We start from the raw sequence: 17,691 nt of genomic DNA, 5'->3' as shown, positions 1-17,691 counted from the left end.
TCAAAAATTTTATCTGGAAAGTGGCAGGTAACGATCGCGGCGCAGCGACGATTGAGTACGGACTGGTCCTCGGCCTTATTGCTATGGCCATCTTTTTCATACTGCAGGACTTAGGGGGAATGGTCTCGACTACCTACGACTCACTTGGCCAACAGGTGAAATCATCAACGCAGCAAAAATGACAGCATGATAGGGTGAGATGTGGAGTGGACGGCTTGTTGAAGCGTTTGCGAGCCAACCGATCGCAAAAGTTTGGCGATTGGCAACTGGCGATCATAGTCGTTCTGGCCTCGACGGTGCTGGCGGTAAATCTAAAGTCGCTCCTCTACGGCGAAATATCAGGTGGCCTGTTTTTCGTCATCGGCATCATGCTGGTTGGCGCAAACTCCGGACTTCTGCCAGCCATGACCTGCGCCGTCGCATCGTCGCTGATCTTCAACTTCCTTATCGCCGATCCGCCGCTGGCCTTCCGCCTGACGACCGGTGATGATCTGGCCCCTCCGGCCATCTTTGCCGCCTCGGCCCTCGTTTCAGGCCTCCTTTCCGGCCGTCTGCACGACCGCGCCGTTCGATTGAGCGAGGCCAATCTGCAGCTGCAAAGCCTGCTGGCCACCAGCCGTAGTCTGCAACGCGCGGCGAGCGAGGACGAACTATTTACCAGCATCGATAGCGGCGTGCCCATCCTTCAGGGCGCAAGCATTAGGCTATTCAAGGTCGAGAACAACGCTCTGGCGCCAATCGGCGAGGCCAGCGTTGAGACCGCCTGGGTCGAGGCGGCTCAAGCCGCACTAGAGTCAGCCGAGGAAAGCGCGGCACGGCTGGGCATGACTGCCTTTCGCTTGCCGGGCCTTGATACGACAGTGGGCATCATGGTCATCGACAACACTGTTGATGGCCCCGTTGCCGAGAATTTCCTGCTGGCGCTGGCGCAGATTGTGGGCCTCGCATTCGAGCGGATCAGGCTGTCGAGTGAAGTGTATGAAGCAAAGGCGCAGGTTCATGCCGAAGAACTGAAATCCACCCTGCTCGCATCGGTTAGCCACGACATCCGAACGCCGATCACAACTATCAGAACCTCGGCGTCCAGTCTGCTCGCATTTGGTCACAGCTTTGAACACAAAACGTCGCAAAAACTGCTATCTGGTATCGTGAGTGAATGTGACAGGCTCAACCGGTTGACCGCGAACATTCTTGAACTCAGCCGCATGCAGTCGGCGTCACGCCATCTGAAAATGGAAGCGGTTTCCATTCTCGATGTGGTCAATTCGGTTGCGGACCGGCTAAGGTCTCGTGAGCCTGACAGGCACATCCGCGTCAACATCTTCAACGAAGATGTCTATGTGAAAGTCGATTTCTACCTGCTTGAGCTTGCCTTGCTGAACTTGCTCGAAAATGCCTGCAATTACAGCGAGCCTGGCACGCGGGTCGATATTGACGTGTCGCTAGTGGAGGGCCTTTGCTTTGTGTCAGTGATTGACCAGGGGGTTGGCATCCCCTTAAACGAGCAATCGAAGGTTTTTGAGCGCTTTTACCGGGTCAAGCAGACTGAGAAATCAACCAGAGGCAGCGGCCTGGGCCTCGCCATTGCGAAGGGGTTCGTGGAAGTGTCGGCCGGCTCAATCAATATTGAGTCCCCTGTCATCGGCGACAGGGGCACGGCGGTCACGATTAGCTTGCCCGCTCTACCAATAGGCTGAACCATAATGGGCAATGAGGTGCTCCTGGTTGATGATGAGCCGGCCTTGGTTGCAGCCTTGACGCCCACCCTTGAGGCGGCGGGGTTTGCGGTCACTGTCGTCAGCGACGGCTCCTCTGCGGTTACCGCTGCACTGACGGCGGCTCATGACCTGGTGCTGCTCGACCTGGGCTTGCCCGACATGGATGGGAAGCAGGCAATCCATGAGATCCGGCTGTCCAGCAATTTGCCTATCATCGTGATCTCTGCCCGGCATCAGGAAAACGAGAAGATCGCTGCTCTGGATGCCGGAGCAGATGACTACGTCGATAAACCCTTCGAAATTGGCGAGCTGCTCGCCCGTGTCCGGGCCGCGATCAGGCGGTCCCAGAACATCAGTAGCCGCCAAAGCGTCCTTAGTTACGAGAACCTGTCGATCAATCTCGTCCATCGCGAAATCATGTTCATGGGCGAAAGGGTGAATACGTCCCCAAAGGACTTTGCCTTGATCAGAGAGCTGTCGAGCAACGTTGGTAGAGTTACCACTCACAAGAGCCTGCTCGCCAAAGTGTGGGGCAGTGAGAATGCCGACATGCAGTATCTGCGGATTTATATCAGCTCGCTGCGCCAAAAGATCGAAGTCGACCCATCGAACCCCCGGATCATCATTACCGAACCCGGGGTTGGGTATCGGATGTCCATGCCCGACGGCGTTTAGCCTGGCGATCGAACAAGGCAGAAGCTATCTCTCAGTGCATCCGTGACGCGGTATGCCAATGCGCTTCAACAAGGGGCCGCTGGCTCAATCGCGCTGAGCTCTGACAGGTTCAGGCTGGGGCCTTTCATCCCTGCTATGGGACTGACATGTGACTTCACCCACTCCACCATCCGGTACTATGTGCAGCAGGGGTGCGACGCACTCGTGGAAATCCGCAAGGTCTTCTGATGCCGTTGGCCTGCAACCGACTGCGCACAATAGTATGCACCAAGGAAGCTTGGGTCCCATCTGCAGCATCTGGGGGGTGCCACCCCGGTAGGGTCTGGCCGGGCAGGACTTCGATAGGGGGTGGGGGCGTCTCGAAGTGCGATCTGCCCCCGCCATCGATGATTTGTTCGTTGCAGTTCGGATGCAACCGCGAAGATTGGGGGCCACATCGGGGGCCATCCTGGGCAATTGAAGTATAAAAATACGTTAAATCAATAGTATGGTTATCATTTTAGGTTCCCCTTACCGCCATTGACCGAAATGAACAGGGCGGCCCCGGCTGGTGCCGGAACCGCCCCGATCAAGGCTAAAGTCGGCTGTTACTTTGCCGGTGGGGCCGCAGCCGCGGCATTTTCCGGCAGGCCGCCCAGCTGGGTCACCATCTTGGTATAGGCATCGAGATAGGCCAGCACGATGATCTGGCCGATCGCGGTATCCTGATAGCCGCCACCAGCCGCGCCGCCAAAGGTGCCGCCGCTGAACAGGCCGCCACCCGCGCCCCAGCTCAGGTCGGACTTGCGGTAGTAGCCTTCGACCAGCGCCTCTTCCTCGGTCGTGCGGGCGTTGACCACCGACAGGGTCACGTTGGCTTCACCCTTCTTGATGTTGATCCCGCCGGCAATGGCCCCGGCCGCGCGACCGAACAGGCCACCGCCGATCCCGCCCAGGATCCCGCCCACGCCGCCACCGCCGGAATTGCGGTTGGCGGAAACGATGTTGGGCTCGAGGAAATAGTCGGCCGCGCGGACCTGACCCTTGCCGAGGTTCGAACCCTTCTGCAGCTCGCCCTGGTCGGCCATGGCGCGTTCCATCGCCCGGCTCTGCATCGAGCGGCCGCGGTTCACCAGCGTGAAGCAGCCCGACTGCTGCACGAAGACGCGCAGGATTGCTTCCGGGCTGCCCAGATTCAGTTCGCGCCACCACTGGTTGTCCGGCTCGACAATTGCGATCGCGCCCAGGTTCTTGGTGCAGCGCGGGATCTCGCGCGTGCCCTTGGTCTGGGCCTGGCGGCCTGAGGAACCCTTGGTGTCCTTGGCGAAGGCGGGCACGCTGGTCCCGGTGGCCATCAGGGCCACGGCCACTGCACTGGCGAAAATCTTGCGCATAAGAAAACTCCCCTCAAATCCGGCTGGCGCAGATCCGATCCCTCGGTGGACGCGGGCCGACACGACGGAGACTAGCCCCATCAACCGCCTGATGTCTTGCACAATTGCGTCATGGTGCCTTGGACACCCGCGCAGCGATCAGACTGCGCGATTGTCGATCAGGCGGGTGCCGCCGATCCGCGCAGCCACGAACAACCGGGCCGGGTGGCTGGCCGGATCGGCAACGACCGCCAGCGAATCGGGATCGCGTAACTGGGCGTAATCGACAGCGCTGAACCCGGCGGCCAGCAATTCATCGACCAGCTGCGCGAGGGCCGCTGCGGGAGTGGTACCGGCGCGGACGGCCTCGCAGGCGCTCGCCATGGCGCGGGGTAGGGCCGCCGCCTGCTGGCGTTGCTGGTCGGAAAGATAGGCGTTGCGCGAACTCATCGCCAGGCCATCGGCCTCGCGGACGGTGGGCACGCCGTGGATCGCATCGACGTGCGGCCGGATCAGGTCCAAATCGCGCGCCATCCGGCGAATCACGGCCAGCTGCTGCCAGTCCTTCTCGCCAAAGAAGGCCAGGTCTGGCTGCACCTGGTTGAACAGCTTGCACACCACCGTGGCGACACCATCGAAATGGCCCGGCCGCGCCGCACCGCACAGCCCGTCGCTGACCCCGCTGACTGAAACATTGGTGGCATAACCGTCCGGATACATCGCCTCGGCGTCGGGCGCCCAGAGCAGCCTCACGCCCTCGCCTTCGAGCAGCGCCTGGTCGCGCGCCAGCTGGCGGGGGTAGGCATCAAGATCCTCGTTCGCCCCGAACTGGCGCGGATTGACGAAGATCGAGGCGACCACGTGGGCCGCCTCGCGCTGCGCCGCGCGCACCAGGGTCAGGTGGCCTTCGTGCAGCGCCCCCATCGTCGGGACCAGCGCGATCGGCCCGTCGGCGCGCAGGGTCGCAATTGCATCACGCAGTGGATCAAGCCGGGTGATGGTTTGCACGGACGAATCCCCTTGGGTAGAAGGCCACTACGCGCCGCCCTAGCCGCGCGCCCGTGCCCCAAGCAACCATCCAGGCGAGCCAGTTTTCCCCGTGACCCTTTCCGCAGCCCCCCACCGCATCGTCTTCGCCAATGAAAAGGGCGGCACCGGCAAATCGACCACCGCCGTTCACGTGGCCATGGCGCTCGCCTACCAGGGGGCCAGGGTCACCGCGATCGATCTCGATCCGCGCCAGCGCACCTTGCACCGCTATCTGGAGAACCGCGCCGAAACCATGCGGCGCCGGGGCATTGAGCTGCCGATGGCGCGCTTTGCCGTGTTCGATGGCACCGATCCGGCCGAGCTGGACCGCCTTGCCGATGAACTGTCCGAGGGGCAGCATTTCCTGCTGTTCGACACCCCCGGCAAGGACGATCCGCTGGCCCGCCACGTTGCCACCTCGGCCGACACGCTGGTCACTCCGCTGAACGACAGCTTCGTCGATTTCGACCTGATCGGCCAGGTCGATCCGGAGACCTTCAAGGTCCGCCGGCTGTCCTTCTATGCCGAACTGATCTGGGAGGCGCGCAAGAAGCGGGCCATGGCCACGATCCAGGACAAGCGCCGCGAGATGGACTGGGTGGTGGTCCGCAACCGTACCCAGCATGTCGAGGCGCGCAACATGCGGCGGCTCGACAACGCGCTGACCGAACTGTCCAAGCGGGTCGGCTTCCGGATCGCCCAGGGCCTGTCCGAGCGCGTCATCTATCGCGAGCTGTTCCCCTCGGGACTGACCCTGCTCGACAAGGGGCACCTGGGCGAACTGGGCACCAGCCACCTGGTTGCCCGTCAGGAACTGCGCAGCCTGCTTGCCAACCTGCACCTGCCGCTGCCCTCCACGCCTGCGCCCGAACTGGCGCTGGCCCTGCCCGGCTGAGGCGCGCCACTTGGCCAAGCTGCTGGTCATCCTGGCCCTGGTGCTGCTCGCTTGCCGCCTGCTGACCGGCCGCTGGCCCTGGCAGCTCTGGACCATTTCCGAACGATCTCAGGCAGAAGCGCGCGCGCGCGCCTTGCTTGGAGTCGATCGCTCGGCTAACCGGGCCACCATAGTCGAGGCCCACAAGCGCCTGATCGCCCGTGTCCATCCGGACCGGGGTGGCACCGCCGAGCAGGTCCATGCGGCCAATGCGGCGCGCGATCTGCTTCTGGCCCGGCTCGATCGCAACCTTCCGGAGAATTCATGAGCCACCTGTTCGATCCGACCGTCCTGCGCGAGTACGATATCCGCGGCATCATTGGCCAGACGCTGGGTACCGCCGATGCCTATGCCATCGGTCGCAGCTTTGCCACGCTGCTGCGCCAGGCTGGTGGCAGCCGGGTGGCAGTGGGCTATGATGGCCGCATCAGCTCACCCGAACTGGAAGAAGCATTGGTCGCCGGGCTCAACGCCAGCGGAGTCGATGCGGTGCGGATCGGCATGGGCCCGACCCCGATGCTCTATTATGCCGAGGCTTCAGCCGAAGATGTACATGGCGGCATCCAGATAACCGGCAGCCACAATCCCGCCAATTACAATGGCTTCAAGATGGTATTCATGGGCCGGCCGTTCTTTGGCGCTGACATCCAGGAACTGGGCCGGATCGCCGCGACCGGGGCCTGGCTCGACGGCGAGGGCAGCCATGAGCGGCGTGAGGTCCAGCACGCCTATGTCGCGCGGCTGGTCGAAGGACTTGGCGGGATCGACCGCGCGCGCCTCGCCGACCTCAAGATCGGCTGGGACGCCGGAAACGGGGCCGCCGGCCCCGCGCTCGAACTGCTGGTCGATCAGCTTCCTGGCGAACACCATCTGCTCTTCACCCAAGTGGACGGGACGTTCCCGAACCATCATCCGGATCCCACGGAGGAGAAGAACCTGGCCGATCTGAAGGCCCTGGTCGCGGCCAAGCAGCTCGATTTCGGAATTGCTTTCGACGGCGATGGCGACCGGATCGGCGCAATCGATGGCGCGGGCCGGGTGATCTGGGGTGACCAGTTGCTCATGATCTATGCCGAAGACCTGCTTGCCCAAGTGCCCGGAGCGACGATTATCGCCGATGTGAAGGCCAGTCGGGCGCTATTCGATCAGGTCCGTGAATTGGGTGGACAGCCGGTTATGTGGAAAACCGGACACAGCCTGATTAAATCCAAAATGAAGGAGACTGGCGCGCCGCTGGCTGGTGAGATGAGCGGCCACGTGTTCTTCGCGCACGATTACTATGGTTATGACGATGCGCTCTACGCCGCGGTCCGGCTGATTGCGGCATCGGCCCGACTGGGCCGGTCGGTCACCGAACTGCGCGGGGCCATGCCGGCACTGGTCAACACGCCAGAACTGCGCTTCCAGGTCGATGAAAGCCGCAAGTTCGCGGTGATCGACGAAGTGAAGGCCCGGCTGGCCGAGACCGGGGCCGATGTCGACGGGATCGACGGCGTGCGGGTTTCAACTGCCGATGGCTGGTGGCTGCTGCGCGCCTCGAACACCCAGGACGTGCTGGTCGCTCGCGCCGAAAGCGACAGCGCTGCGGGCTGCGAGCGCCTGCTGGCCGAGGTTGATGCCCAGCTGGCTGCCAGCGGGCTGCAGCGTGGCCCGCAGGCGGGGCACTAGGCCTTACCGGATCAGGTCGCGGCCAGCAGGAACGGCAGGGCCGCCAATGGCGCCAGCGCGCTGGCCAGCAGGACCAGCGCCCCTGGGGCTGCCCTGCGCCTGCCCGCCACGGCAACAGCCATCGCGGCCTTGATCAGCGTGTTGAGCAGCACGGGCGGCATCAGCACCAGCGCGGCGAGGCGGGGGTCGATCGCGTCTTCGGGCAGATTGCCCATGGTGATGATCGCCGAATCGACATCGAGCATGCCGGAAATCGCCAGCACCGTGGCCAGTCCGGCATCGCCATATTGCCCCAGCACCCAGCGGGCGATCACGCTCAGCGCCATGACCAGTGCAGCCAGGATCAGCGCCGGGCCCAGGGCAAAGGGATTGCGCAGGCGCATTTCACCATCGGGCGGATCGAGCGGACCGGCGCGGCGGCGCCCGGCCAGCCAGGCACCCGCCAGGCTGACGATCAGCCCCGGCAGCGCCCAGACCAGCAGGTTGCCCAGCGCGAAGGGCGCCAGTGCTGCCACCAATGTCACCACGCGCAGGAACATCACGGCCGAAGCCAGCGCGATCCCGGCATTGAGCACGGCGGCATCGCCCGAACCATCGCGCAACCGGCCAGACAGCGATGCCGTGACGGCGGTCGAGGAGACCACCGCGCCCGCCGCGGCCGTGGCCAGGGTCCCGCGCGAGGCGCCCAGCCGCTTGGCCGCGATATAGCCCAGGAACGAAAAGCCGCAGACCAGCACCACGATCAGCCAGATCTGGCGCGGCCGCCAGGCCTCCAGCGGACCCATCGGCGTATCGGGCAGCAGCGGCAGGATCACCAGCGAGATCAGCGCGAAATGCGCGATCGCCAGCACTTCGCGTTCTTCCAGCGCCCGCACCCAGTCGTGCAACTGGTGGCGCATGGCCAGCACCAGCACCATCACGCCGGTAGCCGCACTGGCGAGGGCAAAGCCCCCGGCGCCGGCCAGGAAGCCGCACGCCATGGTCAGCAGGCCGACCAGGCTGCCGGTACCACTGATCGAGGGCTGCACCCTGGTCGAGCGCCAATAGCCCAGGACGACGAGCGCGGCGGTCGCCACCAGCAACAGGTTCGACAGGATCGGGATGGTGGCCTGCAATGCCCCGCCCAGGCCACCGGCAAGGCCGAGCAGGCCATAAGTGCGAATCCCGGCGAACCGCGCGCCATCGGCGCTTTCGCGCTGGCTCCAGCCGCGCTCGATGCCAACCAGCAAGCCCAGCGCCAGACCCAGGGCAACACCTTCGAGGCTGGCAAGGTCGCTGGGGACCAGGTTCTGCATCGTATCCACCTCCGCCCCGGTGATGGCAGGCGCGCGCTTGCGGGGCAAGACAAGTGGGCCGCGCCATGCCAGATGGAGATGATGGATTCCGCGCTGCTTCCCCCCGAACTTGCCGGCTGGCTGGCCGCGCGGGGCTGGCGGCTGCGGCGGCACCAGGCGGAGATGCTGGCCGTGGCGGAACAGGGGCGGCACGCGCTGCTGGTGGCCGATACCGGGGCAGGCAAGACCCTGGCGGGGTTCCTGCCCTCGCTGGCCGACTTCTGCCCCTCCCGGCTGGAGGGCGCACTCCCGCCCGATGGCTTGCACACGCTCTATGTTTCACCCCTGAAGGCGCTGGCGCACGATGTGCGGCGCAACCTGCTGCTCCCGGCTGAGGAGCTGGGCCTGCCGGTGCGGATCGAGACGCGCAGCGGGGATACTCCGTCGGAACGCAAGGCCCGCCAGCGGGCCCGGCCACCGCATATCCTGCTGACCACGCCCGAATCGCTGTCCCTGCTGCTATCCTATCCGGAATCCGCCACCCTGTTTGCAGGGTTGCAGCGGGTGGTGGTGGACGAGGTTCATGCCTTTGCCAACGGCAAGCGGGGCGATCTGCTGGCCCTTTCATTGGCGCGATTGCAGGCGCTGGCCCCGGCCATGCAGCGGGTGGCACTGTCGGCTACCCTCGCCGAACCGGATGCCTATCGCCGCTGGCTGGCGCCTGGTGGTGCCGCTGAGGCGGTGGCGCTGGTCGATGGCGAGGCGGGGGCACCGCCCGAGCTGGAGATCGTTCTGCCCGAGGAAGCACGGGTGCCCTGGGGTGGCCATGCCGCCGCCTGGGCCGTGCCGCAGCTATACGAAGCGATCAAGGCCAACCGAACGACACTGGTGTTCTGCAACACGCGCTTTCTCGCCGAGTTCATTTTCCAGGAGTTGTGGGACGCCAACGAGGATAATCTGCCGATCGGGATCCATCACGGCTCGCTCTCCGTCGAGGCGCGGCGCAAGGTGGAAAGCGCGATGGCGGCGGGCAAGCTGCGCGCGCTGGTCTGCACCGCCAGCCTCGACCTGGGGGTGGACTGGGGCGATGTCGACCTGGTGGTGCAGATGGGGGCGCCCAAAGGCTCCTCGCGCCTGCTCCAGCGGATCGGGCGGGCCAATCACCGGCTTGACCAGCCCAGCCGCGCATTGCTCGCCCCCGGCAATCGGTTCGAGTTCCTCGAGGCCTTTGCCGCACAGGAAGCGGTCGCCGCCGGGCAGCGCGATGGCGATGCCTTTCGTCCCGGTGGGCTCGATGTGCTGGCCCAGCACGTGATGGCCTGTGCCTGTGCCGGCCCGTTCGACGGTGATGCACTGCTGGCCGAGGTGCAATCGGCCGATTCCTATCGCTGGGTCGATCCCGCAACCTGGGAGCGGGTGCTGGGGTTCGTCGCCAACGGTGGCTATGCGTTGCGCGCCTATGACCGGTTCCAGCGGATCACCAAGGGGCGCGACAAGCTCTGGCGGCTGACCCACCCCGAACACGCCGCGCGCCACCGGCTCAATGCCGGGATCATCATGGACAGCGAGATGATCGGGGTGCGGTTCCGCAATGGCAAGGCGCTGGGCCGGGTGGAAGAGAGCTTTGCTGCCAGTCTCAAGCCCGGTGCGACCTTCCGGTTTGCCGGGCTGGATCTTGAGGTCGAGGCAATGCGCGAGACCGAGTTGTGGGTGCGCGCCGCGAAGAAATCGGGTCAGATTCCCAGCTACATGGGCGCACGCATGCCGCTGACCACGCATCTGTCGGAACGGGTCCAGGCGCTGCTGGCCGATCGCACGGGCTGGGCGCGCTTCCCCGACGATGTGCGCGAATGGCTGGAAATGCAGGACTGGCGATCGGAACTGCCCGCCCCTGGTCGCCTGCTGGTGGAAAGCTTCCCGCACCAGGGGCGGTTCTACACCGTGTTCTACACCTTCGAGGGCTGGCCGGCGCACCAGTCGCTGGGAATGCTGGTGACCAAGCGGATGGAAGCGCGCGGGCTGGCGCCTCTGGGCTTCGTGGCCAATGACTATGCTCTGGCGGTCTGGGGCCTGAAGACGGTCGACGATCCGGCTGCACTGCTTTCGCCCGATATCCTGGCCGACGAATTCGTCGATTGGGTGCAGAACAGTTACCTGTTGCGGCGGGCTTTCCGGGAAGTGGCGGTGATCTCAGGCCTTGTTGAGCGCCAGCATCCGGGCAAGCGCAAGACCGGGCGGCAGGTCACCTTTTCAACTGACCTCATCTATGACGTGCTGCTGAAGCATGAGCCCGATCATCTGCTGATCGAGGCCGCGTGGGCCGATGCGCGGGCGCGGATGACCGACGTGGGGCGACTGGCGGGGGTGCTCGACCGGGCGCAGTACCAGCTGCGTCACGTCCGGCTCGACCGGGTCAGCCCGCTGGCCGTGCCGGTGCTGGTGATGGTCGGCCGCGAGTCTACACCGCAGGGACAGGCCGACGAGGAGCTGCTGCTGGAGGCCGAGGGGCTGGCAGGACTGGCCATGCGGCCTGCGCGGGATTGATCGGCGGCGTTTCGGGACAGGCCAACGAAAAGGGGGCGGATCGCTCCGCCCCCTTCGTTCGTTTCCGGTAGTCCCGTGCGCTTAATTGGCGCCCGGAGCCTTGCCGAATTCCGAAAACTGTTCGTTGCCGACGAAGCCAAAAGCCGTCACGCCCGAACCCTTGATGATGTTCAGCACGCGGACCGAGGTGTCGTAGGGCGCCTGGGCATCCGGCTGATACTGCAGTTCCGGCTCCGGCTGGATCGCCAGGGTAGCCTGCAGCAGGCCCGACAGCTGGTTCACGTTCACCGGGCTGCCATTCCACAGAATGGTGCTGTCCGGCATGATCACGACCTTGTTCTTGGTCCGCTCGACGATCACGTCGGGCGGCGGCGCGGCCGGGCTCGGCAGGTCGATGTTCACGGCGTGGGTCGCCACGGGGATCGTGATGATGAACATGATGAGGAGAACGAGCATGACGTCGATGAGCGGCGTCGTGTTCATTTCCATCATCGGCGAGCCATCATCCTTGCCGCCTGACATTGCCATGTTGGGTTACTCCTGAATTGTTCGGGCCAGCGAACCGGGTCAGATGCCCGGTTCGACGGGGGTCGAAATGAAGCCGACGGTCGGATAGCCCGAGATCTGCGAGTTGTAGATCGCACCGGCCACGCAGCGCCACGGGGCAGACTGGTCAGCACGGATATGGACCTGCGGGATGAGGTCCGGATTGGCCTTGAGGGCTTCCGGGCCACCCGCGCGCTTCACGATCCCGTCAAGCCGCTTGAACGCCTGTTCGCGCAGTTCGACCGAGTCCATCGGCGTGGTGTTGTTGAAGTAGATCCGGCACTCGCCGCCCAGGTTCGCACCTTCGTAGCCCGGATCGCCGGCACTGCGGCCAGCCGAGTCCGTGGTGGTTACGGTGAGCAGCAGGTTCTCGACCTTGTCCTTGGACTCTTCCGAGACCATCACCGGCACCTTCAGCTTCTCGATCGTCTGGATCGCGACCGGAATCGCGATCAGGAAGATGATCAGAAGCACCAGCATCACGTCGACCAGTGGCGTGGTGTTGATTTCCGACATTGGCGTTTCTTCGCCGCCGCCGCCCATCGAAATCGCCATGGGTTACATCCTGTCCTTAAGTTGGACCAACCTCTGCCAGGCCTGAGCCGGGCCGGGTTGGCTGATGGGCTGCCGCGGCGGAATGCTGCGGCAGCCCTTCGCAGCTTAGGCCTTCGCGGCCGGGGCAGCAGCGGCCGGCTTGGCGGCCGGAGCGGCAGGCACGGCAGGCTTAACGGCGCCCTTCGAGTTGATGTTGGCCAGCACGTCGGTCGAGAAGCCCGAGAGCAGCTCGGCGATGCGCTTGTTGCGGGCCTGCAGGTAGTTGTAGGCAAGCACGGCCGGAACCGCGACGAGCAGACCGATCGCGGTCATGATCAGCGCTTCACCGACCGGGCCGGCGACCTTGTCGATCGAGGCCGAACCGGCGATGCCGATGTTGATCAGCGCGCGATAGATGCCGACCACGGTACCGAACAGACCGACGAACGGTGCGGTCGCGCCGGTGGTGGCCAGCCAGGGCAGGCCCTTCGACAGGTACGAGTTGATCGAGGCTTCCGAACGGGCCAGCGAGCCATGCAGCCAGTCATGGGCTTCGAGCGCGTCGGTCATCTTGCCGTGGGCTTCCTCGGCGGCGATGCCATCATCGACGATCTGGCGCCAGGCGCTGTCCTTCTCCAGCTTGGCTGCGCCTTCCTTGAGGCTGGCAGCGCGCCAGAAGGTGGTCTTCACGCCTTCGTACTGCTTCAGGATCTTGGCCTGCTCAAGGTACTTGGTGAACAGGATGAACAGCGAGCCGAACAGCATGATGGCAAGAATGATCAGCGTGGCCCAGGCGATCGCGCCGCCCTGTTCCATGGCTTCCCAGAAGCCGAACTTGTTCTGCGGAGCTGCTTCGGCCGCAGCGGTCAGGAGGTCAACGGTAAACATGCGGGTATTCCTCTCAAGCGAAATAGGTTGGCATTGCGCCGGCGCCCCAGGGTTCCGGCAATGACCCGGCTTCGACCGGGCCGAAACTTAAACGACATCAATCCTTCGGGATCACCCAGCGGATGCGGTTCGAATAGGAGCCCGTGGTGGGCTGCCCTTCACCATCGGTCGCGGGGTTGAAGCGCGCCCGGCGGGTCACGTTCGAGCAGGTGGCCTCGTCGAGGTCGGAGCTGCCGCTCGAGCTGGTGATTTCGCAGCTGGTCACCCGGCCTTCGGGGCTTACCGTCACGCGGAAGCCGCTGGTCCCTTCGCGCTCTTCGCGCAGGGCCCGGGTCGGGTAGTCGTTAGTGGTTGCCCAGTTGGCCGGGTTGCCACGCGGTACTGCGCCCTTGGGCTGCACGCGCGGGGCCGGCGCCACCACCGGAGCCGGCGGGGCGATGATCGGCACGACCGGCGCCGGGGGCGGCGGGGTCGTGACGACAGTCACCGGCGGCGGGGTCACGTTGATGTTGACCGGCGGCGGCGGAGCGACGATCGGCGGCGGCGCAGCATCCTGCTTGGGCGGCGGCGGCGGCTCCTTCGGCTTCTCCGGTTCCTTGATGTCGACGGTCGTTACCTTCTTGACGAGCTCTTTCACGCCTTCGTAGGCCAAGCCCGAAACAAGGGCCCAACCGACTACCGCGATGAGCACGGCAGAGATTATCATCCCGACCGTATTCTCGGTTGTTCTATCACGATCTGCGTAAGCCATTCAGACGCATCACTCCTAGTCAGTCCCCGTCCCGGGCCAAAACCCGGGACCCGGTGACCGTACCCCAGTAAAGGCACGGGCACCCAAAATCTTAATATCCACCCTGCCGACCCACCCGGATCTTCCGGCTCTGCCAGTTGCCCGGTCGGATCAGAATGCGTGCCCTTGTTGTTCTATGGCACGGATTTCCTCGTGCTTTAGCCGCGAGGGCGCAGACACGCAACGCTTTATCCATTAACGCGCGATTCACCTGTGTTAAGCTGGAACAGACTGAAAGGCCCGCTGAATCTGCGGGTAGGACCGTGATTGGAAGGCTTCGGAAATGCTCCCCTCCCGCTTAAACGGCTCGCTGCCAAGCGCTTGGCGCGCCGGCGCGATGCTGGCCCTGGCCCTGCTGGTTCCGGCCCAGCTAAAGGCTGATTCGCCGCCGCGGGCGGCCCGTGCAGCGGCCGCGCCGGCGCCGCTCCCGGCGCAGTTGCCCGTACCCAGCTATGCTGACCTGACCGACCTTGCCGATGCCGCGCCGCTCGTGGTCCGCGCGCAGGTACGCAAGGCAGCGGAGGTAGAGTCGGCCCGCGCCCCCGGCCTGCGCCCCGGCTGGGCGCGGCTCTATATCGAGGCGCGGACCGAGGCCGTACTGGGCGGGCGCACCGCACTGGGGGAGGCAATCCGTTACCTGGTCGACGTGCCGCGCGATGCCAAGGGCAAGCCGCCCAAGCTGGGCAAGCGCAGCGTGGTGATCTTCGCCCGCCCGGTCGCGGCCCGTCCCGGCGAACTGCAGCTGGTGGCACCCGACGCCCAGATCCTGTGGGATCCGATGCTGGAAGAACGGGTGAAGGGCATCCTGGCCGAGCTTTATGCCCCGGGCGCGCCGTTGCGGGTTACCGGCGTGCGCGAGGCGATCCATGTCGCCGGGGAGCTTGCCGGAGAAGGCGAGACCCAGTTCTTCCTGGCCACGGCGGCGGGCGAACCGGCGGCGATCACGGTTACCCGCAGCGCCGGTGCGCCGCCGCGCTGGACCGTCTCGTTTTCCGAAGTGGTCGAAACCGATGCGCCGCCGCCGCAGCGCGAAAGCCTGACCTGGTATCGCCTGGCCTGCTTCCTGCCGCCGTTGCTGCCAGGCGGGGCCAATGTCTCGGGCAGTCCGGCCGAGCGGCAGGCGGCCGGACGCGACTATCGCTTCGTGCTCGACCAGCTTGGTCCATGCGAGCGGGTGCGTCGCTGACGCGGCCGATGGTTGCGCCGCTGGCGCGGCTGGCATAGGGCGCGCGGGCGAAAGGGGGCCGCAGATGGCTGAACCGTTGAGAGTGGGGCTGGCAGGACTAGGGACGGTCGGCGCCGGGGTGATCCGGCTGGTCGAGGCCAATGCCGCGCTGATCGCGCGCCGGGCCGGGCGGCCGATCGTGGTCACCACGGTCAGTGCGCGCGACCGGCGCAAGAAGCGGTCGGTCGATCTGGCGCCCTATACATGGGACGATGACATGGTGATCCTGGGCGAACGCCCGGATGTCGACGTGGTGGTCGAACTGGTCGGCGGGGCCGATGGCCCGGCGCTGGCCTGTGCCCGCGCGACGATCGAGGCTGGCAAGGCCTTCGTCACCGCCAACAAGGCGATGATCGCGCACCACGGGCTGGAACTGGCGGCCAAGGCCGAGGCGGCCAAGGTGGCACTGAAGTTCGAAGCGGCGGTGGCCGGGGGCATCCCGGTGATCAAGGGCCTGCGCGAAGGGGCCGCAGCCAATGCGATCGAGCGGGTCTATGGCATCCTCAACGGGACCTGCAATTACATCCTCTCGACCATGGAAGACACCGGCCGCGATTTCGCCGACGTGCTGCGCGAGGCCCAGGCCAAGGGTTATGCCGAGGCCGATCCGGCCTTTGACATCGAGGGGACCGACGCGGCGCACAAGCTGTCGATCCTGGCGGCCATCGCCTTTGGCAGCCAGATCGACTTCCCCGGCGTGGATACCACCGGGATCACCCGGCTGAAGGCCGCCGACATCGCCCAGGCCGATGCGCTGGGCTATGTAATCCGCCTGATCGGCATGGCCGAAGCCGGTGATGGCCAGCTGTTCCAGCGCGTCCAGCCGCATCTCGTCCCGTTCGATCACCCGCTGGCCCATGTCGACGGGGCAACCAATGCCGTGGTGGCGGAAGGCAACTTTTCGGGTCGGCTGCTGTTCCAGGGCGCGGGCGCGGGCGAGGGGCCGACGGCGAGCGCCGTGGTGGCCGACCTGATCGACATTGCGCGGGGCGAAATCGGGGCGCCGTTCTCCGTTCCCGTGGCCGAGCTTGAAGCCATGGTTCCGGCCCCCACCGGGCACCGCCAGGGCCGGGCCTATCTGCGCTTCATGGTGGCCGACCGGCCAGGCGTGCTGGCCGAAATCACCGCCGCGATGCGCGATGCCGGTGTCTCGATCGAAAGCCTGATCCAGAAGGGCCGTGCGGGCGATGCCGGGGCGGTGATGGTCGCCATGGTCACCCACGAAGGCCCGGAAAGCGCCGTGGCCGAGGCGGTGCGGCTCCTGGAAGGCTCCGAGAGCCTCACCGAGCCGCCGCTGGTGCTGCAGATCCTGGGGGATTGAGCGGCCCGGCCCTAACGGTCGGACAGCTCGCCCTTGGCGACCTTGTCGGCGTCCGAACCTTCGGGGGCTTCGGGGATCGCCTTCAGGTCGATCAGGTAGAGCGGCGGCGGGGTCCAGCCGCCGACTATGCAGCCCGGCTGCCCCTTGCACGAACCGCGATCGAGCTGCGGGGCCAGCGGCACGCCATTGTTGCGCGCCCGCCGCGCGGCCAGCGAGGACGGATCGCTCTCCGCCGTGGTGGGAACGCGCAGATCCTCGCCGCGATCGACGCAGACCACGATCTCGTCACCCTGGCGCGGACGGTCGCAGCGGCTTTGCACCGAGGTGACCGCAGTGCGGCGGCGGGCGGCTTCGAGCCGGGCCCGCACAGCCGGATCGACTGCGGGCTCGCCTTCGGCCTCACCCACAGCGTCAAGCGCACCGGACTGTGCCGCGGCTTGTCCCGGCGCCAGCCAGAGCAGGTGTAATGCCAGAATAGCCCCCATGCGCATCGCCGGGTTGGAGCGGAGCACGGCTTAACCGCTTGTGAATGCTGGCGAAGCCGGGGAGCGCGGCTAGAGATCGTCGCGCGCGCCGCTGATCTCCAGCTCCATGTTGTCGGCCGTCTCGGCGGCGACATCCATCACCGCTTCGAGCTGGGCGGCGCTCAGATAATCCAGCACCTTGATCACCAGATAGACCACGTCACCGCGCATTTCCCACGAACCCAGCTTGTTGCGACCGCTCTGCCGGAGGAGTTCGAGGGCTTTCGCTCCGTCGATCCCGTCCTTGGCGACCCGGGCGGCGGGCGAATAGACCTCGCGGATCGTCAGGCCGCCGACCGTCTCGGTCCGGCCCGAGACGAAGACCAGCTGGCTGCGGCCTTCCTTGGCATAGTTGTAAGTGACCTTGTAATCGCCATCGGCATCAAGTTCGAACTTCATGCCCCGCTCGGTGAGACGGCTGGCGACCAGTGGATCCTCGGCCCGGGCGGCACCGGCGGTGAACAGGGCCAGGGTGATCCCGCTGGCGAGGATGGCGCGAAGGGTTGGCTTGGTAAGGATCATGGCGGGACCTCCTTGCCCGGGCTACCGGGACAGGCTGCCTGCCGCGCGCATGCTTGGCAAGGCGTTCGCGCACTCGACAGTTCGACTTGCGGTGGCTAAGCGCCCCAGACCGCATAGGTATGCAAGAACAGCCATTATTGGGAGCCC

Annotated in this window: 18 protein-coding genes; 9 read left to right on the top strand and 9 right to left on the bottom strand. The window is 65.5% G+C overall.

The window, feature by feature from the left end; all coding sequences use genetic code 11:
* The 3 genes from O9281_RS13740 to O9281_RS13730 all read left to right on the top strand — a co-directional run.
* The coding region (locus O9281_RS13740) for a Flp family type IVb pilin (RefSeq protein ID WP_298186947.1) at positions 1-182 on the top strand (182 nt) is incomplete at its 5' end.
* Positions 183-206: 24 nt separating this feature from the next.
* Positions 207-1,697 (top strand): ATP-binding protein, encoded by a 1,491-nt coding sequence (locus O9281_RS13735; RefSeq protein ID WP_298186944.1) that lies wholly within the window; start codon positions 207-209, stop codon positions 1,695-1,697.
* A gap of 6 nt (positions 1,698-1,703) precedes the next feature.
* Positions 1,704-2,393, top strand: a complete 690-nt coding sequence (locus O9281_RS13730) for a response regulator transcription factor (protein WP_298186941.1) — start codon at positions 1,704-1,706, stop codon at positions 2,391-2,393.
* Between the two features lie 587 nt (positions 2,394-2,980).
* Here O9281_RS13730 and O9281_RS13725 read toward each other — a convergent pair.
* Positions 2,981-3,766, bottom strand: coding sequence for a CsgG/HfaB family protein (locus O9281_RS13725; protein WP_298186939.1), 786 nt, complete (start codon positions 3,764-3,766; stop codon positions 2,981-2,983).
* Positions 3,767-3,904: 138 nt separating this feature from the next.
* Entirely contained in the window at positions 3,905-4,753 is an 849-nt protein-coding gene (panC, locus tag O9281_RS13720; protein ID WP_298186937.1) for a pantoate--beta-alanine ligase, read from the bottom strand.
* A 91-nt stretch (positions 4,754-4,844) separates the two neighbouring features.
* Here panC and O9281_RS13715 point away from each other — a divergent pair, with 91 nt between their 5' ends.
* The 3 genes from O9281_RS13715 to pgmG are packed head-to-tail and all read left to right on the top strand — an operon-like array spanning position 4,845 to position 7,376.
* Positions 4,845-5,669 (top strand): division plane positioning ATPase MipZ, encoded by an 825-nt coding sequence (locus tag O9281_RS13715; RefSeq protein WP_298186936.1) that lies wholly within the window; start codon positions 4,845-4,847, stop codon positions 5,667-5,669.
* A 10-nt stretch (positions 5,670-5,679) separates the two neighbouring features.
* Positions 5,680-5,976 (top strand): molecular chaperone DnaJ, encoded by a 297-nt coding sequence (locus tag O9281_RS13710; RefSeq protein ID WP_298186934.1) that lies wholly within the window; start codon positions 5,680-5,682, stop codon positions 5,974-5,976.
* Positions 5,973-7,376, top strand: coding sequence for a phosphoglucomutase/phosphomannomutase PgmG (gene pgmG, locus O9281_RS13705; protein WP_298186932.1), 1,404 nt, complete (start codon positions 5,973-5,975; stop codon positions 7,374-7,376). Before O9281_RS13710 ends, pgmG begins: the two co-directional genes overlap by 4 nt.
* 11 nt (positions 7,377-7,387) lie before the next feature.
* On the opposite strand, the gene O9281_RS13700 is transcribed toward pgmG, so the two are convergent.
* The gene (locus O9281_RS13700; protein WP_298186929.1) at positions 7,388-8,671 is read right to left on the bottom strand and encodes a DUF4010 domain-containing protein; all 1,284 of its coding nucleotides are present in this window, start codon (positions 8,669-8,671) and stop codon (positions 7,388-7,390) included.
* A 78-nt stretch (positions 8,672-8,749) separates the two neighbouring features.
* Between O9281_RS13700 and O9281_RS13695 the strand changes: the two genes are divergently transcribed.
* Positions 8,750-11,194 (top strand): ligase-associated DNA damage response DEXH box helicase, encoded by a 2,445-nt coding sequence (locus O9281_RS13695; protein ID WP_298186964.1) that lies wholly within the window; start codon positions 8,750-8,752, stop codon positions 11,192-11,194.
* An 81-nt stretch (positions 11,195-11,275) separates the two neighbouring features.
* Here O9281_RS13695 and O9281_RS13690 read toward each other — a convergent pair whose 3' ends face one another.
* The 4 genes from O9281_RS13690 to O9281_RS13675 form a co-directional block, all read right to left on the bottom strand.
* On the bottom strand, positions 11,276-11,722 hold the full coding sequence (locus tag O9281_RS13690; RefSeq protein ID WP_298186927.1) for a biopolymer transporter ExbD: 447 nt from the start codon (positions 11,720-11,722) through the stop codon (positions 11,276-11,278).
* A gap of 39 nt (positions 11,723-11,761) precedes the next feature.
* Positions 11,762-12,295: a biopolymer transporter ExbD gene (locus O9281_RS13685; protein WP_298186925.1), complete on the bottom strand. Its 534-nt coding sequence runs from the start codon at positions 12,293-12,295 to the stop codon at positions 11,762-11,764.
* Between the two features lie 105 nt (positions 12,296-12,400).
* Positions 12,401-13,162, bottom strand: a complete 762-nt coding sequence (locus tag O9281_RS13680) for a MotA/TolQ/ExbB proton channel family protein (RefSeq protein WP_298186923.1) — start codon at positions 13,160-13,162, stop codon at positions 12,401-12,403.
* 97 nt (positions 13,163-13,259) lie between these two features.
* The gene (locus O9281_RS13675) at positions 13,260-13,799 is read right to left on the bottom strand and encodes an energy transducer TonB (protein ID WP_363321460.1); all 540 of its coding nucleotides are present in this window, start codon (positions 13,797-13,799) and stop codon (positions 13,260-13,262) included.
* 436 nt (positions 13,800-14,235) lie between these two features.
* Between O9281_RS13675 and O9281_RS13670 the strand changes: the two genes are divergently transcribed.
* Complete coding sequence (locus tag O9281_RS13670) at positions 14,236-15,138, top strand: hypothetical protein (protein ID WP_298186917.1); 903 nt, start codon at positions 14,236-14,238, stop codon at positions 15,136-15,138.
* A 64-nt stretch (positions 15,139-15,202) separates the two neighbouring features.
* The gene (locus tag O9281_RS13665; RefSeq protein WP_298186914.1) at positions 15,203-16,498 is read left to right on the top strand and encodes a homoserine dehydrogenase; all 1,296 of its coding nucleotides are present in this window, start codon (positions 15,203-15,205) and stop codon (positions 16,496-16,498) included.
* Positions 16,499-16,509: 11 nt separating this feature from the next.
* Here O9281_RS13665 and O9281_RS13660 read toward each other — a convergent pair whose 3' ends face one another.
* Entirely contained in the window at positions 16,510-16,983 is a 474-nt protein-coding gene (locus O9281_RS13660; protein WP_298186910.1) for a hypothetical protein, read from the bottom strand.
* A 69-nt stretch (positions 16,984-17,052) separates the two neighbouring features.
* On the bottom strand, positions 17,053-17,544 hold the full coding sequence (locus O9281_RS13655) for a hypothetical protein (RefSeq protein WP_298186907.1): 492 nt from the start codon (positions 17,542-17,544) through the stop codon (positions 17,053-17,055).
* Positions 17,545-17,691 lie beyond the last annotated feature (147 nt).

Source organism: Novosphingobium sp., from assembly GCF_027531025.1.
In the GTDB taxonomy this organism is placed as follows: Bacteria; Pseudomonadota; Alphaproteobacteria; order Sphingomonadales; family Sphingomonadaceae; genus Novosphingobium.
The sequence above is the reverse complement of the archived record's forward strand: the minus strand, read 5'-3'. Positions and strand labels throughout refer to the sequence as shown.